10 protein-coding genes are annotated in these 21,618 nt (G+C 55.3%); 4 read left to right on the plus strand and 6 right to left on the minus strand.

The genetic code is table 11. From position 1 onward, the window contains the following. Positions 1-7: 7 nt before the first annotated feature. The 5 genes from QY332_13755 to QY332_13775 form a co-directional block, all read right to left on the minus strand. Positions 8-1,756 carry a protein kinase gene (locus QY332_13755; GenBank protein WKZ34681.1) on the minus strand — a complete coding sequence of 583 codons (1,749 nt, stop codon included), beginning with the start codon at positions 1,754-1,756 and terminating at the stop codon, positions 8-10. A gap of 150 nt (positions 1,757-1,906) precedes the next feature. Further along, the gene (locus tag QY332_13760; GenBank protein ID WKZ34682.1) at positions 1,907-2,431 is read right to left on the minus strand and encodes a hypothetical protein; all 525 of its coding nucleotides are present in this window, start codon (positions 2,429-2,431) and stop codon (positions 1,907-1,909) included. 97 nt (positions 2,432-2,528) lie between these two features. Further along, on the minus strand, positions 2,529-3,701 hold the full coding sequence (locus QY332_13765; GenBank protein WKZ34683.1) for a phosphoglycerate kinase: 1,173 nt from the start codon (positions 3,699-3,701) through the stop codon (positions 2,529-2,531). 48 nt (positions 3,702-3,749) lie between these two features. Then, on the minus strand, positions 3,750-4,805 hold the full coding sequence (gene gap, locus QY332_13770; GenBank protein ID WKZ34684.1) for a type I glyceraldehyde-3-phosphate dehydrogenase: 1,056 nt from the start codon (positions 4,803-4,805) through the stop codon (positions 3,750-3,752). 202 nt (positions 4,806-5,007) lie between these two features. Continuing rightward, positions 5,008-6,420: a YvcK family protein gene (locus QY332_13775; protein ID WKZ34685.1), complete on the minus strand. Its 1,413-nt coding sequence runs from the start codon at positions 6,418-6,420 to the stop codon at positions 5,008-5,010. On the opposite strand from QY332_13775, the gene QY332_13780 reads away from it, so the two are divergent. After that, positions 6,419-7,375, plus strand: a complete 957-nt coding sequence (locus tag QY332_13780) for an ROK family protein (protein ID WKZ34686.1) — start codon at positions 6,419-6,421, stop codon at positions 7,373-7,375. The genes QY332_13775 and QY332_13780 overlap by 2 nt on opposite strands. A gap of 22 nt (positions 7,376-7,397) precedes the next feature. After that, positions 7,398-8,720, plus strand: coding sequence for an acetyl ornithine aminotransferase family protein (locus tag QY332_13785; GenBank protein WKZ34687.1), 1,323 nt, complete (start codon positions 7,398-7,400; stop codon positions 8,718-8,720). Positions 8,721-8,791: 71 nt separating this feature from the next. Here the strand turns inward: QY332_13785 and QY332_13790 are convergent, their stop codons facing one another. Further along, on the minus strand, positions 8,792-17,683 hold the full coding sequence (locus tag QY332_13790; protein ID WKZ34688.1) for a sortase: 8,892 nt from the start codon (positions 17,681-17,683) through the stop codon (positions 8,792-8,794). Positions 17,684-18,086: 403 nt separating this feature from the next. Here QY332_13790 and QY332_13795 point away from each other — a divergent pair, with 403 nt between their 5' ends. Together QY332_13795 and pepF are read left to right on the plus strand one after the other, a co-directional pair. Next, entirely contained in the window at positions 18,087-19,637 is a 1,551-nt protein-coding gene (locus tag QY332_13795; GenBank protein ID WKZ34689.1) for an ATP-binding protein, read from the plus strand. Positions 19,638-19,741: 104 nt separating this feature from the next. Continuing rightward, positions 19,742-21,550, plus strand: coding sequence for an oligoendopeptidase F (gene pepF, locus QY332_13800; GenBank protein ID WKZ34690.1), 1,809 nt, complete (start codon positions 19,742-19,744; stop codon positions 21,548-21,550). Positions 21,551-21,618 lie beyond the last annotated feature (68 nt).

Here is a 21,618-nt window from a genome sequence, read left to right on the forward strand (position 1 = left end):
GATCTTCCTATTCGATGGTCTTAAGAAATTCGCCCGCCATCAGCCTTACCCATTCCGGCGCGCCGAGGTCCGCGGAAAGCGAAAGCAGGATGTTTCTTGCCTGTGTGCGGCTCCCCACTTTCATCTCGAACTCCGCCTTCAGCAAAAATACTTCATACATATCTGGCTTTACTTTTTCGATATTGGATATCTGCAGTTTCGCATCAGCCGCCTCGCCGTGGTAGAGCGCGTATCGTCCACGGGCAATATACCCAAGCGGCAGGCTGACATTGTCTATACGGTCAAAGAAGACATACGTGGGCATATCCTTTTGCCCGGCGGATTTATACACCGCCTCGTTCAATCCTTCATGAACTTCCAGGGGGATGCTGTCCTCCCCGCGATATATCTGCGCCAGACGCAAGTACATCCCCGCGGCCGGCACCCAGGCCTCGCGCTGCCTGAATTCGAGCGCGGCGGACAGGAAAAAATCCTTGTTCGTCGGGCCCGCCAAATTCGCGGCCTGCGCGAGTTCCTGCATGGCAGGCGGCACTTCATTCACGTCCCAAAGCGCGAGCGCGAGCTGCAAATGAGCATTCGGGTCGCTGGGATTCCTGCCAACCTGTTCGCGCGCAGCGGCTACCTGTGGTGCCTCATTGCCTACCATGGTCGGGGGGAGTTGGGTATTTGGCACATCGGGGAGAGTCGCCTGGACCACGGCGGTCGGCCGCCCAAGAAAACTGCGGATATTGCCGCGAAATCCGATCAATCCAACCCCGCAACAAAGGACGGCGATCATGCCCATCCCCACCCACATCCACGGCGAACGCTTCCTTGCCGTACGTTTAGCTGCAACGGTTCCAGCAGCAGGTTCACCGCCCTGTTTTTTTTCATCGCTTTTTAATTTCGCGGGGCGTATGGTAATGGATGTCCCCTGCATGGGCACACCGGCTTCCGTCCACGCATCCTTGAAGGCATTGACCATTTCCGCCACGGTCGCGTAACGGTCCTTGCGTTCCTTTGCCAGCGCCTTCAACAACACCCGCTGGACGGACTCCGGCACCTTGGGGTTAATGTCCATGGGTAGAGGCAGGGGCGTGTAAATATGATCGTGGATGATGGAGAACGGCGTATCCGCACTAAAAGGGACCTGCCCCACCACCATTTCATACAACATCACTGCGAAAGAATAAATATCCGTGCCGGCATCCAGTTCCTTTTTACCCATTGCCTGTTCGGGCGAGATGTATTGAGGCGTGCCCATGATGGAATCTGATGAAAGTGTGGACTCGCCCGCCTGCGCTATGCGCGCGAGTCCAAAATCCGCTATGTACATCACCCCGTCCGTGGAAAGCAGCACGTTGGAAGGTTTGATGTCACGATGCAGGATGCCCTGCTCGTGAGCATATCCCAAAGCCGAGCCGACGGAATTCACCACCTGCTCGATCTCTCCCGAAGTCAGTTCCCCCTGACCTAAGCGCGCTTTCAAGGTATCACCTTCGATGTACTTCATCACCAAATAAGGCCGTGATTGATGTTCGGCAAAATCATAGACCGGTACGATGTTGGGGTGTTCCAAGCGGGCCACCACCCGCGCCTCCCGCTGAAAACGCGCCGTGAATGTGTGGTCCTCATGAAAGGCGGTATGCAGGACTTTCAAGGCAACGTAGCGGTCCAGCGCCGCATGGTAGGCTTTGTACACCGTCGCCATGCCGCCCTGGCCCAGCTGCTCGATGATCTGATACGGACCGATATTTTCACCAGCGTTAAAGGACATGCTTGATCTCCACGTGCAATTTTCACCGATTATAGCCGAGTGTCCACAATTCGGTTAGGCTGGTTTAATCCTGCATGAAAACTGAAACGAAAGGAGTGGGCAGGGAATTCCCTGCCCACTCCTTTCGTTTCAGTACATCGCAGCACGTTTCTATTGTAGGTCAATATTGACATTGACAATGCCGTTTTCCGGCGTAAACCTGATCTTGAAGGGATGGGAAGTGCCGCCACCGCAATTGACATTCCATTCCTCAACCCAAACACCGTTTGAATCAGGCTGCTGGAGGACCGAGATCGTCGTCCCTTCCGCTGAAGGAGTCTCGCACCCTGCAACGAAGCCTATGAACTGAACGGAGGTCCAGGCGGTATAACGAGTACTCTCATCCGCAAGGCCGCCCTCGGGAACATCCCCGCTAAGATCAAATCCGGGCAGGGGGTTGTCAGCTCCGCTGTTTGGGTCGTTCGGGTCAAACGGGACAGAAGTGGGGAATTCGGGAATTTCAAAATTTTGGAATTCTTCAAAGGTCTGCTGCGCCCGAACATATCCCTGATAACCGTAATACCCGCCGGCCGCTGTAACAGCGCAGCAACAGCAAAGAACAACCGCAACAACAATACCTATGAGTAGATTACGATTCGTACCCGAACCGGATTGGGGTGGTGAATTCGCCTGCATATAAATCTCTCCTTTGAATTTGATTGGCGCATTATACGCTACAAAAGGAGCAGGAAGGCTTTTGCCTTCCTGCTCCTTTTGTACTATTTGAATACTGTTACTTATCCAGCAACGCCGTCACGCCGGGCAGTTCCTTGCCTTCGAGGAATTCAAGTGATGCACCACCGCCCGTGGAGACGTGCGTCATCTGCTTGGCGAGGCCGGCCTTTTTGACCGCGCTGGCTGAGTCACCGCCGCCGATGACGGTCACCGCCTCGGATTCCGCGAGGAGTTTGGCAAGGGCAAATGTGCCTTCAGCAAACTTCGGCATTTCGAACACACCCACGGGCCCGTTCCAGACGATAAGTTTCGCGCCCGCCAGGGTGGAGTTGTACATCTCAATGGTCTTCGGTCCGACATCCAACATGCGCCAGCCAGCAGGGATCTTGTCCACATCCACGACTTGTGAATTCGCTTCGGCTTCGAACTTGTCCGCGATGACCGCATCCACAGGCAGGACAAGTTTATCGCCCAATTTGCCGAGCAGGGATTTGGCAGTCTCCAACGCTTCGGCTTCGACGAGGCTGTCCTGCATGTTCAGTCCCTTCGCCGCAAGGAAGGTGTTCGCCATACCGCCGCCGATGATGAGCTTGTCGCATTTGGACGCAAGCGTTTCCACGACCAGAATCTTATCGCTGATCTTCGCCCCTCCAAGGATGGCAATATAGGGATGTTCAGGATTGGCAACGGCTTTGCCAAGATATTCCAGTTCCTGTTCCATCAAAAAACCAGAGACAGCTGGCAAGAAGCGCGCCACGCCTTCCGTGGAGGAATGGGCACGATGTGCGGAACCAAACGCGTCATTGACATACACGTCGCCGAGCGACGCCAACTGTCTGGCGAGTTCGGGGTCGTTCTTCTCTTCACCCGCATGGAAGCGGGTGTTTTCGAGCATGACCACATCACCAGGTTTGAGGGACTTGGCGATGGCTTCCACTTCCGCGCCGATGCAATCGGGAGCCATGGTCACAGGGCGATGTATCAGCGTGGACAATGTCTCCGAAGCAGTGCGCAGGCTGAAAGCGGGGTCTGAGCCGCCTTTGGGACGTCCCAAATGACTCATCAAAAGCAACGAAGCCCCCTGATCCAACACATATTGAATGGTCGGCAATGCGGCGCGGATGCGCTTGTCGTCGGTGACCTTCCCATCCGCCATCGGGACATTGAAATCCACGCGCATGAGCACGCGTTTGCCTTTGAGGTCGATATCTTTTACGGTTTTCTTATTCATGTTTCCGCCAAAAAGTAGGGACACAGCGACGCTGTGTCCCTACGGATATTATAGGCTCTTCGCCATCATTGCCGCCAGATCGGCCGTACGGCAGGAGTAGCCCCATTCGTTATCGTACCAAGTGACCACTTTGACGAAGTTGCTCTTTTCCTTGCCGAGCACCATCGTGAACTGCAGGTCCACCGAGGAGGAGTGCGGGTCGCCCTTGTAGTCAATGCTGACGAGCGGCTCATCGACAGCCTGCAAAATGCCTTTGAAGCGCGGCTCCTTGGCCACGGCACGGAAGAGGTCGCGTAGTTCCTCGGTGGTGGTTTCCTTTTCAAGCTCGACGGTGAAATCCACAATCGACACGGTGGATACCGGTACACGCAGCGCATAACCGTCAAACTTGCCCTTGAGGTCAGGAATGACCAGCGAGATGGCTTTCGCTGCACCAGTGGTGGTGGGGATGATGCTCATCGCCGCGGCACGTGCGCGTCGCAGGTCGGAGTGGGGCAGGTCGAGAATCTTCTGGTCATTGGTATAGGCGTGGATGGTGGTCATGAATCCGCGTTTGATAGTGAACTTGTCGTGTACGACCTTAGCCGCAGGCGCAAGGCAGTTCGTGGTGCAGGACGCATTGGAAACGATATGGTGTTTCTTTGGGTCGTATTGATCCTCGTTCACGCCCAACACGATGGTCAGGTCTTCACCTTCAGCGGGAGCGGAAATGATGACTTTCTTCGCGCCGCCCTTGATGTGATTGACCGCGCCCTTGACGGTCTTGCCCTTCTTGTTCACGCCGTCTTCCTTGATGGTGAACAATCCCGTGGACTCGACAACGATATCCACACCGAGTTCGCCCCACGGAATGGCGGCAGGATCCATCTCTTTAAAGGCTTTGATCTTCTTTCCGTCGATCAGGAGCCCGTCGTCGGCGACTTCCACTTGGCCGTTGAAGCGCCCGTAGTTCGAGTCGTATTTGAGCAGGTGCGCCATCGTCTTCAGGTCGCCGATGTCGTTGAACGCGACCACTTCCAATTCTTTCGGGTACATATCGCGGATTGCCTTGAGAACCTGGCGTCCGATGCGTCCAAATCCGTTAATACCAACTTTTACTGTCATGGGAAAATCCTCCAATTAAGATTTATCACAGAGAATTCATCTCTGGTTATTTGTAACCAATTGATTTTACTTCTTTAAGTCCGATTTGTGAATTTTATAACTGTCTGTGTTTTGGGTGATGAATGTCAGGACAGTTCCGCTCCTCCCTACTCCGCTGATTGATTCTGTTTCCTGATGCAGGATTCTGGCTGGACTATCCCGCCTACGACAACGGACCAGTCCGCTCGTAGAAAATATCCACAATCACCTGCGCCAGTTTGACAGCGTCATGGCGCCAGGGATGTCCATCGTCCGTCAAATCGGCGCAATGCGTACGCTCGTCAGATAACGTCCTCTCGTCCGCGCGGACCCACACAGATGCAGGACCGACATCCCCCTCATAATTATCATTGCATAAAATAATATCGAACAGATCTTCGCCCACATGCCCCTCCAATGCGCGGACATGGTCGAAGCAGGTGAACGCATCCGTTTCACCGGCTTGTGTGGCGATATTACAGACGTATATCTTGAGGGCGCGGCTGGCATGGATGCCCGCCAGCAGGTCACGCACCAGCAAATTGGGCAGAATGCTCGTGTAAAGGCTGCCCGGTCCAACCACGATGATATCTGCGTTCAAAAGCTCTTTGATCGCCGGCGGAAACGCGGGCGCATTATCCGGCTCAAGCCATACGCGGCGCACACGCCCCGCCATTTCGGGAATCCTGCTCTCCCCCTCCACGCGCACTTCATTCAGCGAATGAGGCAGTTCCATCGACGCAATCAATTTCACATTATTCAACGTGGATGGAAGCACGCGGCCGTTTACCGAAAGCACGCGCCCAGATTCGACCACCGCATCTTCAAAACTGCCGGTAATATCCGCCAGGGCGGTAATGAACAGGTTTCCAAACGAGTGCCCTTCGAGGTCGGATGAGCCGCTAAAACGGTATTGGAATAACTGCGTGAGCATGTCCTCGTCGTTCGAAAGCGCGGCAAGGCAATTGCGAATATCGCCGGGTGGAAGAATTCCAAAACTTTCGCGCAACCGGCCGGAGGAACCGCCATCGTCCGCGACAGTGACGATGGCCGTCAGGTTGCCCGTGTGTTCCTTCAAACCGCGCAGAAGCGTGGAAAGCCCATGCCCGCCGCCAATGGCAACAATCCGCGGTCCACGCTCGCGGCGGCGAAAACCTGTCAGCTGATCAAATACATCGGAACCAGGGCGCAGGAACGGTCTAAGCAGGGAGCGGTTAAGCTGTAAAATGCCGTAGATGACGAGTCCGACCCCCAATCCGCCAAAAATAACCGCGCGCCAGATGCGCGGGAGAAATCGCAGGGATGCATACGAGAGAAATGCAAGCAAAGTCTGGTCGGTGGAATCTGTGCGATAAAGATCGATCAAAATGACGGCAAAACCAAGCCCCAGCAATGTGATGCCGAGCATGACAAAAACAAACCAGCGCTTGATGCCCAACCCCGGGCGAAACCAGCGCGGCATGCCCCGCAGGGTTTGCCAGGTACGTGTAAAAAGACCGTTTTGCATGAAAATGATGATAGCAGGGTTGGCAGGTTCAGTCAAACGCGCGGGACGCTCGGACGCTCGGATAATGGCGTACGGTATAATTGTGCCCATGCACACAATCATCGCAGTTGACATTGGCGGCACACAAATGCGTGCCGCTTCTTATGCGCCTGATAAACTCAAACCCATAAAACTAAAAAAAATAGCCACACTAGCCTCCGAACCCGGTGGTTTGGAACGCCTCAAGCGGGTCATTGAGGAAGTGTGGCCCAATGGCGACAGTGTGGATGCGATTGGGCTGGGATCGCCTGGTCCGCTTGACCCGCATACGGGTTATTTACTTGCCCCGCCCAACAACCCGGAATGGCATAACTTTCCACTTGCGCCGAAAGTTTCCAAACATTTTGGAGTAAATGCCTATCTTGATAACGATGCCAATCTTGCAGGGCTGGCGGAATACCGCTTCGGCGCGGGAAAGGGGCATCATGATGTATTGTATATCACGGTCAGCACAGGGATCGGGGCCGGCGTGATCATCCAGGACAGGTTATTGCAGGGTCATCACGGCCTCGCCGCGGAATTGGGCCACAGCATCATCGACCCGGACGGACCTCCTTGCTCCTGCGGATATAACGGCCATCTCGAGTCGTTCTCGTCGGGACCCGCCATCGTGAAATATGTGCTCGGGGAATTGGAAGCAGGCGCGAGGTCTGTTTTGAATCGTCCCGGCAAGAGCGGGCAGGATGACAGTTTGACGGCGCGGGATATTGCGGATGCTGCGCATCAAGGGGATGTGCTTGCGATCAAAGCCTATCAACGCGCAGGAGAGTATCTTGGCATCGGAGTCGCATCCTTTCTCCACGCCTTCGACCCGTCCATCGTCATCTTTGGGGGAGGCGTTTCACAAGTCGGAAATTTATTATTTGATTCCTTTCACATAAGCCTGAAAAAGCATGTATTTCACCCGCGGTATCTGGATGGATTGGTCATTACAAAGGCGGAACTGGGTGATGATGCAGGGCTGCTTGGCGCGCGAGCGCTGGCAGAAATGAAAATAAGTTCGTAGGAAACAATACAAGGAGCATGGCATGACAAAAATTAATTTACCCGGGGAAAAAGCCCGGGCAATGATCGAGCGGGACCACAAGGTGATCTCGCCTTCCTATCCGAGGGGCTATCCGTTCGTGATGGATCACGGGAAAGGCAGTGAAGTGTGGGACGTGGACGGCAACCGTTTTTTGGATTTTATGGGCGGCATTGCCGTGGTCGCAACCGGGTACTCACACCCGCAGGTGGTAAAGGCAATTCAGGAACAGGCTGAAAAGTTCATTCACATATCCTCGGATTTTTATCACGAGAACTGGATCCGGCTTGGCGAAAGATTAAATGAAATCGCGCCTTTCAAGGAAGATGCCCTTTCGTTCATGACGAATTCGGGGACCGAAGCCGTCGAAGCGGCGATCAAACTTGCGCGCTACCACACCAAACGCACAAACTTCATCGGGTTCACCGGTGCGTTCCACGGACGCACGATGGGTGCGGTCACATTTACGGCCAGCAAGGCGAAGTATCACGGCGGATTCTATCCGCTGATGAACGGCGTGACCCATGCGCCGTTCCCGAATCCCTACCGTCCGGTCTTGGAAAGGCGAAAAGGCGAGGATTACGGGGAGGCGGTGGTGCGCTATATCGAGGAGGAAATCCTTGCGCAGATCCTGCCACCAAAAGATGTGGCGGGCATTCTGGTCGAGACCATCCAGGGCGAAGGCGGCTACATTGTTCCTCCGGACGGTTTCTACCCGGCCCTACGCAAGCTGTGCGATCAACACGGTATTCTGTTAATCCTCGACGAGGTGCAATCCGGGATGGGACGCACCGGCACATGGTGGGCGATCGAGCATTTTGGCATTGAGCCGGATATCCTCACCTCCGCAAAAGGGATTGCCTCCGGCATGCCGCTCGGCGCATGCATCGCGAGAAAATCCGTGATGAACTGGGAGATCGGCACGCATGGCAACACGTACGGGGGCAACCCCGTCTCCTGCGCGGCTGCGCTGGCGACGATTGATCTTGTCGAAAAGGAATTCATGCAGAACGCCAGGGATGTCGGTGAGTATGCAATGGATGCCCTCGAGGAAATCCAAGCGCGTCATCCGGTCATTGGGCAGGTGCGGGGCAAGGGATTGATGATCGGCGTGGAATTCGTGAAGGACCGTGAGACAAAAGAAGCCGCCAAGGAATTGACGGATCGTTTCGTGGACCTGGCCTTCGAGCGTGGCTTGCTGACGCTTTCCTGCGGCAAAAGCGTGATCCGCATTGCGCCTCCACTGGCGATCACCAAAAGTGAAATGGATGAGGGGTTGAAGATCTTCGAGGATGCGCTGACGGCGGCAGAAAAAGAGATGATGTAGCAGACGGCAATAAAAAAAGACCTTTGAGCATGGGATCTCAAAGGTCTTTTTGATTCAGATCGTTCGCAGGACTAGCGTCCCATGCCCGGTTTTTCGGAGGCTTGCCCCGCCGTCACGTGTATCAACACGGCGCGGACGGCGATACGGCTGGCGTACGTGTCGTTCGCTTCGATATAGTTTTCACATGTGATCAATGTCAGCCAGGGGTCCTTTTCGGATTTGAGCGCGGTGGTGTTCGACGGGCTGACCGTTCGGTTCTCGCGCACTTCGTAAGTATAAACAGAGCCATATGCATGGACAATGATCCTGTCACCCCAGCGCAGGTTGCCTAGCTGGGCGAACGGACCGGTGGTCCCATCCGGCAGGACCACGTGCCCGGTCAGCGCGCTGTTGCCGTTCCAGCCGGGGAAGGCTGTGCCATCCAGCCACCCGGCATCCCTCCACAACCAGGAAACATCCCAGTCGCCGTCCACCAGCGGCACACCCACGATGGGGGTCTTCACGCCAAGGCTGGGAATCTCCAACCACACATCGGCGGTTGAATACAGTTTCTCCTTTGGCTGTTCGGGCAACGCTGTGACCTGTCCGGGGGCAAAGCCGGTGGCTGGCAGGAGCGATGGCAGCCTGCGCCTCTCCCCGCCGCCTGCCGGCGCGGGGGCGGTGATCGTTACGCTGTCGGAAACCGAATAAATATCCACACCATTGGGCGGGTCGTACCAGCGCTCATGCGAACGGTCGTTGTAAATCGAGCGGCGAATCGGAAGCCCGTCGAGTCCGGGGTCGATTTCCAGCGAGGTCCACTCGACGCGGGCAACATTGGTCGCGGGTGAATTGAGCAGGATGGCATTGAAAGTGATGGTTGAGGTTTCGCCCAGCGGGAATTCCTCCCAGAAGAAGATCAAGTCGGTGGTGGTGGCTCCGGGATTGCAGTAATCTGTCGCGGGCGTATCCGGCGCCAGACCGCTGGTGTATTGGACAGTACACTGGACATACTGAAGGTTGGGCGGAAGGATATCCGTCACGATCACGTCGAAGGCATCCGTCTGGCTTTGCGGGGTGGTGTGATAGATCTCAAGGGTGAACTGAACCGGTGTGCCCAGAGGGACATTCGCTGTGGGAGTGGCGGTTTTATCTATATCCAGGAACGGCTCGATGATCTCGACCTCGGTCGCGCTGACGGAGAATGAACCGCCTGTCCAAGCCCAGGTGGCGCTGTTGGTCAGCTCCACGCCGCTTTGATTCTCAATTACATCCAGGGCAATCGCACGATACTCAATAACAATGCTGTTGGCGGTGGTTTGGGCCGGAAGATCTCCAAGCGCAAACTCCACCAATCTGCCGGGATTTGCGGGATTTGCCGGGGAGTCGCCAGAGTCAGTCACAGCAGAGACTGTCGGCGGACAAACGGAGGCGGTCGCATCCACACCGGCCACGGTCACGGAAATACAATCCACAAAGGCAAGCCCCTTTTGCATACGGTCCGTGATGGTCACATCCGTCAACGGAATGCCCAGCGGTAGGTCAATACGAACTTCATAGGTTATTATCTCGCCGATGGTGACATTCAAACCGCTGGTGTGCAATTCGCTGGTGCCAAGAATGGATTTGGAAAAACCGGTGTTGGTGACAAAGCCAAAGTCCACGGTGGGGTTTGTGGTCGTGCCGCTGGCATTCGAGACGGTATTATTGCCCTGTGCGCCGGTCGATCCGGGTGCGAGCGTCACTACATTGCTCCTGACCTGGCCAATCGGCTCGCCCACACCATTATCGTTCTCATCCGTGTTTGTGTTCGGTCCGGTTGTATCCGCCCCATCGGCGGTATCCACGGTGCTGGCGTAACCAACAGGCGGTGTCACAATGACGATATAGTCTCCTTGCGGCAAACCAGTGAAGAAATACAACCCATTGACGCCGGTGGTCACGCCGCCGGAAGCATCATCTGTTGTGCCCAACACGCCATCCGGTCCGATGGTTATTTCTGTCGTGCCGTCGCTTGCAAACAATTGAACCGTTGCCCCCTGAAAAGGCGTGTCGCCTGCATCATTCAAACCATTTCCATTGACATCGAGGAATACCAGATTTCCAAGTTCCAAACGATAGAATCCAAAATCCACTGTCATATTGGCACGTCCATCCGGCTGGGATCCCTGTCCAACACCAGTTTCCAGGTCGCTTTCACCGGTCGGCTCCACGGTGCCGGGTCCAAGCGTTATTGCAAGGGAAACCACAGCACCATCGAATGAGCCGCCGGTTTGCAGAGTGCCATTATCGTCACTGTCCGCATTGTTGTCCGGATCCGCTGCAGTTGTTTCGCTGATCACCCCGCTTCCATCCATCGAGGTTGCCGATGACCAGTAGCCTTCCAACACACCACCAGTAGCGAAATTCGATGAGGGGATGACAACCACATAGTCGCCGGGGAAGAGATTATCGAACAGGTAATACCCGCCGTTGGCGGTCGTGTCCGTGGCCAGCACGGCCCCGCTTGGGTTTCCGCTGCCATCTGCTGCATACAACTCAACGGTCACCCCGTTCACGCCCACTTCTCCTGCACCGATCTGGTTGTTGTTATCCGTATCGAACCATACGCGATTGCCTAGCGAGAACAGGGTGGCGACAAAACCAAAGTCCATGGTGGGATTTGTGGTCGTACCGCTGGCATTCTCCACAGTATTCCTGTTCTGCGCACCGCTCGAACCCGGCACCAGGCTTACAGGAGCGGAGAATATTTCACCTTCCCCAACGCCAATGCCATTATCGTTGTCATCCGTATTGGTGTTCGGATTGGCGTTATCTGCGGAGTCGAAGGTATCAATCGTGCTGGATACGCCGGCGGGTGTGGTGACGCTGACAATATAGTCGCCGGCCGGCAGGCCGGAGAACAGATATAAGCCGGATGCATCCGTGGGCATGCCGCCGGTCGTATCATCTGCCGTGCCGAGAATTCCGTCCGGACCGATAGGAATCTCGCTGGAGCCGTTTGAAGCGTATAAACGAACGATGGCCCCTGTAATCGGCGTATCGGTACCGTCAAAAGTGCCGTTGGTATTTGCATCCAGGAACACAAGATTCCCAACTTCCATACGGTAGAAGCCGAAATCCACAGTCATGTTTGCGCGCCCATCCGGTTGATTACCCTGCGAACCCCCATCCAGGTCACTTTCGCTGATGGGTTCGGTTAATCCATTGGGACCCAGTGTGACAGCCAATGAAATGACCGCGCCATTGAACACACCGCTTATCTGGCGCGTGCCGTTATCGTCCGAGTCAAAGTCATCATCCGCCGTACCGGGTAGTCCATCCAGCCCAAGGTCAGGGTCGGGAGCGGGGGTTTCCGTTGCAGCGCCATTCGCCAGGATACTGGTCGCAGATGACCAATAGCCAACCAAGGATTTGAAGGGGTCCGCCGGGCCGCCATCGATAAAGTTATCCAAAGTGATGACGACAACATAGTCACCGGGAGCGAGATAATCGAACAGATAATAGCCGCCGGCGTTTGTGACGGCTGTGCGCGGCGATCCATCGGCGATCACAGCCGTGGTTGGGTTGCCACCCGCATCGGCATGATAAAGCGCAACCTGAACGCCGGGGATGCCGGTTTCGCCCGCATCGATCAGGCTGTTGTTGTTCGTATCGAACCACACACGGTTGCCAAGCGCATAGGCCTCCACAAAGCCAAAGTCTATCGTCAAGTCGCTGTTGCCGTCTGTTTCGCCATATCGACCGCGTGAGTTGGCACCGTCCCCGGCAGTGGGATTGTGCCCGAGCGTAGTACTGGTATTCCCGCTGCCGGTTTCGCCGGTGGGCATACCGGATAAAGAATTGGCAGTCAGGTTAATGGAGGTGGAAATAATTCCATAGGGCGAACCCGACGGAGTAGGATCAGAACGGTCTATCCCATTATCACGGCTGTCCGTATTATTTGAGGCGTTATCCACGTAGCCGGTACTGCTGGTGTATCCATACAGGGCGGAATAGGCTCCGATGGAATCGAAATTATCAGCATCCACACCGACAATGTATCGACCGGGCGGCAGGTTGTCGAACAGGTAATAGCCGTTGGAGTCGGTCACATCCCAGGCAATCCAATCATCGCTGGCATCATTGAGCACTCCAAGATCGTCAGGCTGTCCATCATTATTAGTATCACGATACAGGCGTACCAGCGCATTAGCAACAGGCAGTTCAGCAACATCGAAAATGCGGTTATTGGTATTCGTACCCGCGCCAGTGTCAAACCAAAGATAATTTCCGATGCTGCGCGGTGTACGGACAAAGCCAAAGTCAATTGTCAGGTTGCTGTTGGCGTCCGTCTGACCGTAATTGCCGCGATTCTCCGGACCGTATGTGCCGCTGTTATTGATATCGATTTCGTTCCCGGGCGTGAGCGGTTCGGTGCCATATGCCATCGTGATGAGGGGGCTGGTGACGCCCGTCGAGGCAGGGTTGGCGGCATCTATGCCGTTGTCGTTCATGTCAACGAAGTCATCGGCAGGGGGCGTGCGGTCATAGCTGCTGATGTAGAACCGCAACGGGGAACCGGCAGTAAAATTCGAGGTGGGGATATGGACGTAATAGTTGTCGCCGGGCTGCAGGCGGTCGAAGAGGTAGTAGCCGTTCGCGTCAGTTGTGGTAAAACGGATGAAAGTATCGGGGGTTGGACCGGAAACCTGCAACCCCGCTGTGCCGTTCGTATCACGCCAAAGTTCGACGCGCACATTTGCAGCGCCGGGCTCCGTGCCGTCTTGGATGCCGTTGTTGTACCCTTCACGGAAGGTTGCTTCGCCTGCGCCGCTATCAAACCAGACGCGGTTGCCAAGACTCATGGGCGGGATGAAACCAAAGTCAATCGTCATGTTACTGGTAGCGTCGGTTTCCCCGAAGCGGCCAATATGATCCGGCCCGTCGCCTGTAGTGGGGTTGAAGCCTGGCGCCATGCTGGTGTTCATGCTCAGGTGGCTTTCACCCAACGGTTCGTCCACTCCGCGGGCAAGCACGATCACGCCGCTGCGAACACCCTGCGTTTCAGGCAAATCGGTATTAATTCCGTTATCGTCGCTGTCTGTATTCGGTATGCTGGTATTACCAGGTACTCCAACGTTTTCAGTGCCGGTCGGGTGGCTGCTATACCAGCCGCGCAGGACACCCGGGGCAGTGGGCAGGGGTCCAGCAGGGCCGTCGGGATCAAACGAATCAGTAAAGTTACCTGCACTTACCACGACGTAATAACTGCCCGGGTCGAGGTTGTCGAACAAGTAAAAGCCGCCATCATCGGTGATGTCAAAGCGAATCAGTTCATCCGGAGAGAGATTGCCATCCAGGTTGCCGTCGCGATATAGATCAACCCGCGCGCCGACCACCGGCAATTCATTGGGCTGGCGGATGCCGTCATTGAGCACCCCCCCGCCCGTGCCATCATCGAACCACAAATGATTGCCAATACTGAAGGGAATATCCGTACCGCCGAAGAAGCCGAAATCGACAGTCAGGTCGCTGTTGTAGTCGCGCTCACCATTCAAACCGCGCCGGGTTCCAGCTGGACCGTCATGGTCATTGGCAGACAGATCGCTTTCAGCCTCGGGTTCATCTCCAGGTGACAGGGTGATGATCGGGCTATAGACCGACTGCCCCGGGAGGGCCGGGTCGCGCCCGTGATCTTCACTGTCCACGTTTGCATCGAGAGGGGCGGTGGTGTACTTGGCATCCGGAGGAGTGCCGGTGCTGCTGCGCAAGTCTGCGAGCGGCTGCCCGACGTTAAAGTTACTCTCTGGAATCCCGACAATGTAATTACCGCCAGGCAGGTTGCTGAACAGATAATATCCCCCGCTGTCGGTGGTTGTGGAAGCGATCGGTGTCAGGTTGTCGGGGATGCCGTTATTGTCCACGTCCACACCTTCATACAGCTCCACCAAAACTCCCGCGATGCCGGGGTCGGTATCATCCGGCGGGTTGATGGTTCCGCTGTTGTCGGAGTCGCGCCAGACACGGTTGCCGATACTGAAACGTTCGGGGATGGTAATGCCCACCTTGCGCGGTTCGGAGGCCAGCAAGTCACGGATATTGCTGAGCAAATCTGTATACGACCCAACATGCGAAAAGGAATTCCAGGCAATTTCGTACGACTGGGCATCGTCATTATTGAAGACACCAACCAGGGGCGAATCCTTGGGAATGGACATCGGCACGCTGAAGCGCACGATATTGGTCGGGTCACCTTCCGCATACGGGGCAATGTCTTCGCCGCTGTTGAGACGGATGCGATAGGAGCGAACCGTGCTCCAATCGACAATGGATGCCGCAGGAAGCCAGGTATTGTTACATGCTGCAGGAACCAAATCCCCGGGGTTTTGGTTGAAGACTTCCGGGCGGCATGGGTTGGTGGTCAGGTTATATTCAATGGTGAAATCGGAGTCGATCAAACCGGCCCCACCCAGAAATACAACCGGGTCGGTCATCACTGGGCGGAATTCCGAAAGGCGGGCCGAACTGGCCAGCGTGCCCCCGGAACCATTGTCACCGAAATAGGGAAGGATGTCATAGAGCACATAATTCAGCATATTGACGTTGCCGTCATTGAAAATACGCAGCTGATATTCGAAGTCATCCAAATCTGCCGCACCAGGCGGTGGCGCTAAGTACTGTCCCGGATTCAACGCACCTTCCGGGTAGGCTTGCGAAATACACGGGAAGCGTGTAAACGGGTTGCTGCCAAACAAGCCAGATGTGCCCCCATCCGGGCAGGATGGATCGGGCAGGAAGGTATCCATACGGACGACTGTGCTGTTGACAGCGGCAACACTGCGTATCCATTTTTCACCGCGCAGGGCGGCGGATCGGTCAACAACATAAGTATCCACATTAACACAAGTGTCCAACACTCGTGTACCGATCTCACAATATATCTCCACCGAATCGGTATCAACAGACAACGTATTGGTACGGGTGCCGGGTAGTTGTCCGCGAGGGATGCGGGCAAAGAATTCCACTGTCAGCAGGTTGCTGCCAAGCAGCTGTTCGTTCACCGTCAGGCCGGAAAACTCCCACAGAAGCGTCTGCCCGGCCCCAGGGTTGGGTCCGCTGCGGGTGAAATTGACAGAAGCCCCCCCGGGAAGCGGTGCACCGTTCAAGCGCACGTTGCCATCCCGAACAAAGATCAGATCATCGGGGAGGGTATCCAGAATCGTGGGGTTAACCAGCGGCGCCGAGGAACGTTCCGTCATGTCGACGGTCAGAACATAACGCAGGGTGTCTCCGGGCAGAATCGTGGCATCCGAGACAAAGGTATTGATGTCCGGATCCTCCCATTCATCCCAGGCTCTGCCGGGCGTTTCGTTTTTACTCACACGCAGGCTGACGTAATCACCGCGCACAAGCATCCCCTCATTCGCGCACGGGTCGGTGACAGGACCACCAGCGTTGGTGCGTGTGACATAGACACAGTTGGTATAAGTGGTGTCAACTACAGCCGCCGGCATTGGCGTCCCGGATGGCGGATCGGCAACCGTTGGGACGGCACGGGGAGTAACACGGATTTCAGGCCTGCTCGAAAATCCCCAAACGTAGGGGAGTCCGGGGGTATAGAAAGTGTCGCCGTCCACATCGTATTCGAACCGCCAGCGCACATTCGTGATGTTTGCAACAGGCGCGGCAAATACGGCATTCGTGTTGTAACTAACAGGTTGGCCGGGGAAAGCGGTCCAGGTACTGCCATTATTGGTTGAATACTCGACATAAGCGCGGACGTAATAGAAATCAACGCTCCAGGTACCACTGGTAACACTTGTGACTTCCAATTCGGGCGGAAGGTTGTCAATCAGGGTGACATCATTGGCAGGATAATTCGTGCCGTTGGTGTTCAAATCAAGAACAAAACGCGCCGTGCCGGTAATACCCACCGGGTCGCCTGCATCGCCTTTGCTGTAAGTGGGGACATCCACAATATTGATGATGTCATGCGTAATGGATGAAGCGGGGGGCGCAAAACAGTCCGGGCAGGGATCCCCATTTGAATCCGTATAACCTGCAATAACACCGGCAGAATTCGTCAATTCATCGCCGATGTTGAAGGCTGTAGATGGATAGAGAATGGTAACAAAACGATTGATGCAGCTTGGAGGGTAGAGAGGACCCGCAATGGAAGGCCAGGTGACAACGCCGCCGCTCTCCGTCCCGCCATTACTGGCAGAAACAAAGACCGCACCCGCAGGCAGGGTATCGGAAAACACAACGTCCGTCAGCGCCGCGATGCCTCCGGAAGGAGGCGGAACCGGACACAGCCGAAGCTGGTAGGTCACATCGGTATCGACGGTAGGCTCGATGACAGGCGCGATGCGGGTCTTGGTTAATTCCCAACTGGGGGAAACCCCTCCAATTTCAATGGGCGGCGCGGAAGCAGGGACCGCATTCTGCCAGCTGACCGGACCCGGCGGGTCAATTCGTCCATTGACCGTGTTATTGATGAAAGCCGGCAACGGGCGGAAATCCTGGCTGACCCGCACAACAATCACAGCATCATATTGAGTGCCATCCAGCAGATTATTATCTGCCTTGGTAATGGTAACAGTTCGGGTACCGGAATTGTATCCAATGTTAAACCCGCTTGGCACCGAGGAGTTGGGCGGCGGGAGATAATCCAATCCGTCTTGCAGCACATCGGTAATTTCCATTTCCCCGCAGGAGGTCGTCAGGCTGCTGCACTCCCAGCGAATGCGGTAGCGGATCACATCACCCACCTGAACCTCGGTGACCCCATCATCAACAGTTTTTGTCAGGATCAGTTGCGGCTCTCCATCGCGCAGGGGGGCAGGGTCAATTGGCAATGGCTCGCCAATTTCAGACGCCGGCGCAGCAATAACATCGCCCGCAGGCATGAATATCACAGCCTGCGTCAAAACCAGCGCCAGCGCCACACCTAAACGGAGGAATGAATGAGAACGAAAAAATGAAAAAAATGCCAAGCGCATAGCTGTCTCCTACAGTTTTTCACCTGGGCAAATACCCAAGTCATTAGATATCTATCTGCCGCACCTATACCTACATCGTTACAGCTTTAAGCATGGGTAAACTTAATAAACTGCACGTTGAATTCTAAAGTCCGGCTTATATAAAAAAAACAGCAAAACTGGTTACGGCCGGTTTCGCTGTTCTGCTCGCCACTACCCGTCCAAAACAACTGGAAAAGCGACCAACTTCAGGTAGGGGGTCGTGGCATCCGTAGAAAATTAATATTTGTATCATTTTATAGGAGATTAGTACTATGGTCAACCCCGCCAAACAACAAAAATGTCAGGAAACCCTGCCTGCACATCTGCGCTAACAGAACTCATACACCCGCCTCCCCTGCGCGGTGATAAAATATTAAAATCCATGTCCATCATCCCTTCCATGCTGCCGGATTTTCGCGTCCGGCAGCGGGATTACCTGCTCGAAATCTCGCGCGCGCTTACCCAGGAACTCGACCTCGAGAAACTGCTGGCGCGTATTTTGCACATTTCGATCGAAATGCTGGCCGGCCAGGCGGGACTCATCGCTCTTAAACACGCCGACGGCTGGCGCGTGGCAACGGCGCACGGCATTGCCCCGGCATTCCTCTCCTACCTAACCCCATTGCTCGCCGAGGAAAAAGTCCGTGAACTGGACGTGCGCGAGCTCAACCGCATGTTGAAGGAATTGACCTACACGGCCAGCATGGGTCTGCTCAACGGAACGGGTCTGCCGCTTGCCACGCACGGACAGGTCATCGGCGTGATCTTCATCTTTCGTAATTATGCAGACCTGTTCACCCCCAATGACCGTGTCCTTTTGCAGTCCTTTGCAGACCAGGCTGCCATTGCCGTCTTCAACGCCCAGCTTTATGGACAGGTCTCGTACGAAAAGAAACGGCTCGATGCACTCCTCGACTCCGCCGCAGACGGCATCCTGATCCTCGATTCAAACCTGATGATCGAACGCTGTAACGAAGCCTTTGAAAAACTCCTCGGGCGGACGCGCGAGGAAGTCACAGGCGAACCGCACAACGAGATTATCCAGTGGAAAAAGGAACCGCAAGGCAGGACACTCGAAGAATCGGCCGCAAATGGCTGGCCCCTGACGCCCAATGCAACCCTGTATGTGGAAGGCGATCTCGAACGTCCGCTTCCGCCGCCGCTTCCCGTCGGAATCACCTATGCGCCCCTGTTTTCGGAGGAAAATAAACTTCGCAATGTCATCGTCAGTGTGCGCGACATCACACACTTCAGAACTGCGGATGAACTCAAAGCGACCTTCATTTCGATCGTCAGCCACGAACTGCGCACACCTGTCGCCCTGATCAAGGGGTATGCGTCCACTCTGCGGCGCGACGATGCAAAATGGGACAAGCACACCATCAGCGATTCGCTGGCGGTCATCGAAGAGGAGGCGGATCGTTTGTCCAAGTTGATCGATGACCTGCTGGATGCCTCCCGCCTGCAGGCCGGAGGTCTCAGCTTGAACCAGGCGGATGTAGCCCTGCCCAGCCTTGCGCTAAGAGTGACCGAACGTTTCGCACCGCAATCACCAAAACACCGCCTCATCACCGATTTCCCTGAAAAATTCCCGGTCATCCTTGGCGACGAGAATCGGCTGGAGCAGGTGATCGCAAACCTCGTATCCAATGCCCTAAAATACGCAACCGAGGGTGAGATAAAGATCAGCGGCACAGCGCGCCCGGAACAGGTGATCGTGTGTGTCAGCGATGAAGGACCCGGCATAGAGACCAAGGACATCCCGCATATTTTTGACCGCTTCTATCGCTCGACCAACGCCGTAAAACAGACCAAAGGCGCCGGGTTGGGATTGTATCTGGCGCGCGCCATTGTGGAAGCCCACGGCGGACGCATCTGGGCCGACCCCAAACCGGAATCCGGCGCGAGGATCTGCTTCTCCCTTCCAAGATAATACGCCCCCGACAGGGGTTAAAGGCGGCATGGCCGCAAAACACATCAGGACCGAAACCTCAAATGGTAAAATCAATCCACAAATCAACATAAGGACAATCTCACATGCCCAAGACCATCCCGCCACGCAATACGATAGAGAAGCAATACACGTGGAACGCTGAAAGCGTTTTTAAGTCCGACAAGGAATGGGAAGCTGAATTACAAAGTATTTTGAAGGACATCCCCAGCATCAAAAAATACCAGGGGAATTTGGGGACATCGCCGCAGACCCTGCTCGAAGCGATGCAAACCATGGAAGCGTTGATGAAACGCGTCATGCATGTATATATGTATGCGGCCTTCTCATACAACGTGGACACCACCGACCAGAAAGCCACCGCCATGCTCGGCAAGGCGCAGGGCATGTATGGCCAGGTGGCCGGCGCGATTTCATTTATCAACCCTGAACTGCTCCAGATCGGCAAATCCACGCTTGACGACTGGATGAACACCAACGAGAAACTGGGCGTGTACCGTCAGAGCATTCGAGACCTCTTCCGCCAGCAGGAGCATGTCCGCTCCAGCGAGGTGGAGGAACTGCTCGGCATGTTGTCCGACCCGCTGAGCGGCGCGGATAACAGCACCAGCATGCTGGTCAATGCGGATTTCAAGTTCGCACCCGCCAAAGACAGCAAGGGCAGAAAGATCGAAGTCACACAGGGAAATTTCCACACTGCCCTGATGGAAGACCCGGATCGCAAGGTTCGGCAGACCGCGTTCGAGAGCTACATGGACAAGCACATCGAGTTCAAGAACACGCTTGCCACCAATCTCGCAACGTCCATTAAAAACAATGTCTTTTTCATGCGGGCACGCGAGCATACCTCCACCCTGGAAGCATCCCTGTTCAATAACAACATCCCCGTGGAAGTGTTCCACAACCTAATCGACACCTTCCAAAAGAAGCTCCCCGTCTGGCACCGCTATTTTGAGATCCGCCGTAAGGCCTTGAAACTGAAAGAGGTCACCTACTACGATATGTGGGCCCCCATTGCAAAGAAAAAGCCAAAGGTTCCCTTTGAAAAGGCAGTCGACCTGATCTCGGAAAGCCTCGCCCCGCTTGGCGGGGAATACGTGGATACGCTTCGCAAGGGATGTCTCGAAGAGCGCTGGGTGGACCGCTATCCCAACAAAGGCAAGGCCAATGGCGCATTTTCCTACGGCGCGCCGGGTACGCATCCGTTCATCATGATGTCCTATACGGATGAGGTGGGCAGTATGAGCACCCTTGCGCATGAACTTGGCCACTCCATGCATTCCCACCTCACCTGGAAGAACCAGCCGATGGCCTATTCGAGTTATTCGCTTTTCGTCGCCGAAGTCGCATCGAACTTCAACCAGGCGATGATGCGCGGTCATTTGCTCAAGACCATCACCGACAGGAACTTCCTGATCGCCTTGATCGAGGAAGCCGTCGGCGGAAACTTCTTCCGATATTTCTTCCAGATGCCGACGCTGGCGCGCTTTGAGCTGGAGACGCATCAACGGGTGGAACGCGGCGAACCCCTGACAGCCGATTCGATGCAGGACCTGATGGCGGACCTGTTCGCCGAGGGATTTGGCCCCAGGGTGAAAGTGGACCGTCCGCGCGTGGGGATGGCCTGGTCCACATTCCCCCACCTCTTCGCGGATTATTATGTCTATCAATATGCAACGGGAATTTCAGGCGCGCACGCCCTTTCCAGCAGGATCCTGCGCGGTGAACCGAAGGCCGTGGAAAATTATCTCGGTTTCCTCAAGTCCGGTTCATCCGAATATCCGCTGGATGTATTGAAGAAAGCCGGTGTGGACCTGACCACGCCCAAACCCGTTGAAGAGACCTTTGCCGTGATGGAAAGTTATATTGACCGGCTGGAAGAGTTGATCGGGTAATTAATATCGTCCTTGCGAGGGCAGAAATACGCCGCCTCGCAATGACATAATTTGGAAATCGGAAACCA

It is taken from the genome of Anaerolineales bacterium (genome assembly GCA_030583885.1).
In the GTDB taxonomy this organism is placed as follows: Bacteria; Chloroflexota; Anaerolineae; order Anaerolineales; family Villigracilaceae; genus Villigracilis.

What these genes read in the sequence shown, in the direction of transcription:
- QY332_13760 (WKZ34682.1), bottom strand. Translation starts at nt 2,431, where the DNA reads ATGCAGGCGAATTCACCACCCCAATCCGGTTCGGGTACGAATCGTAAT.
- QY332_13755 (WKZ34681.1), bottom strand. Translation starts at nt 1,756, where the DNA reads ATGTCCTTTAACGCTGGTGAAAATATCGGTCCGTATCAGATCATCGAG.
- QY332_13775 (WKZ34685.1), bottom strand. Translation starts at nt 6,420, where the DNA reads ATGGGCACAATTATACCGTACGCCATTATCCGAGCGTCCGAGCGTCCC.
- gap (WKZ34684.1), bottom strand. Translation starts at nt 4,805, where the DNA reads ATGACAGTAAAAGTTGGTATTAACGGATTTGGACGCATCGGACGCCAG.
- QY332_13780 (WKZ34686.1), top strand. Translation starts at nt 6,419, where the DNA reads ATGCACACAATCATCGCAGTTGACATTGGCGGCACACAAATGCGTGCC.
- QY332_13785 (WKZ34687.1), top strand. Translation starts at nt 7,398, where the DNA reads ATGACAAAAATTAATTTACCCGGGGAAAAAGCCCGGGCAATGATCGAG.
- QY332_13790 (WKZ34688.1), bottom strand. Translation starts at nt 17,683, where the DNA reads ATGCGCTTGGCATTTTTTTCATTTTTTCGTTCTCATTCATTCCTCCGT.
- QY332_13765 (WKZ34683.1), bottom strand. Translation starts at nt 3,701, where the DNA reads ATGAATAAGAAAACCGTAAAAGATATCGACCTCAAAGGCAAACGCGTG.
- QY332_13795 (WKZ34689.1), top strand. Translation starts at nt 18,087, where the DNA reads ATGTCCATCATCCCTTCCATGCTGCCGGATTTTCGCGTCCGGCAGCGG.
- pepF (WKZ34690.1), top strand. Translation starts at nt 19,742, where the DNA reads ATGCCCAAGACCATCCCGCCACGCAATACGATAGAGAAGCAATACACG.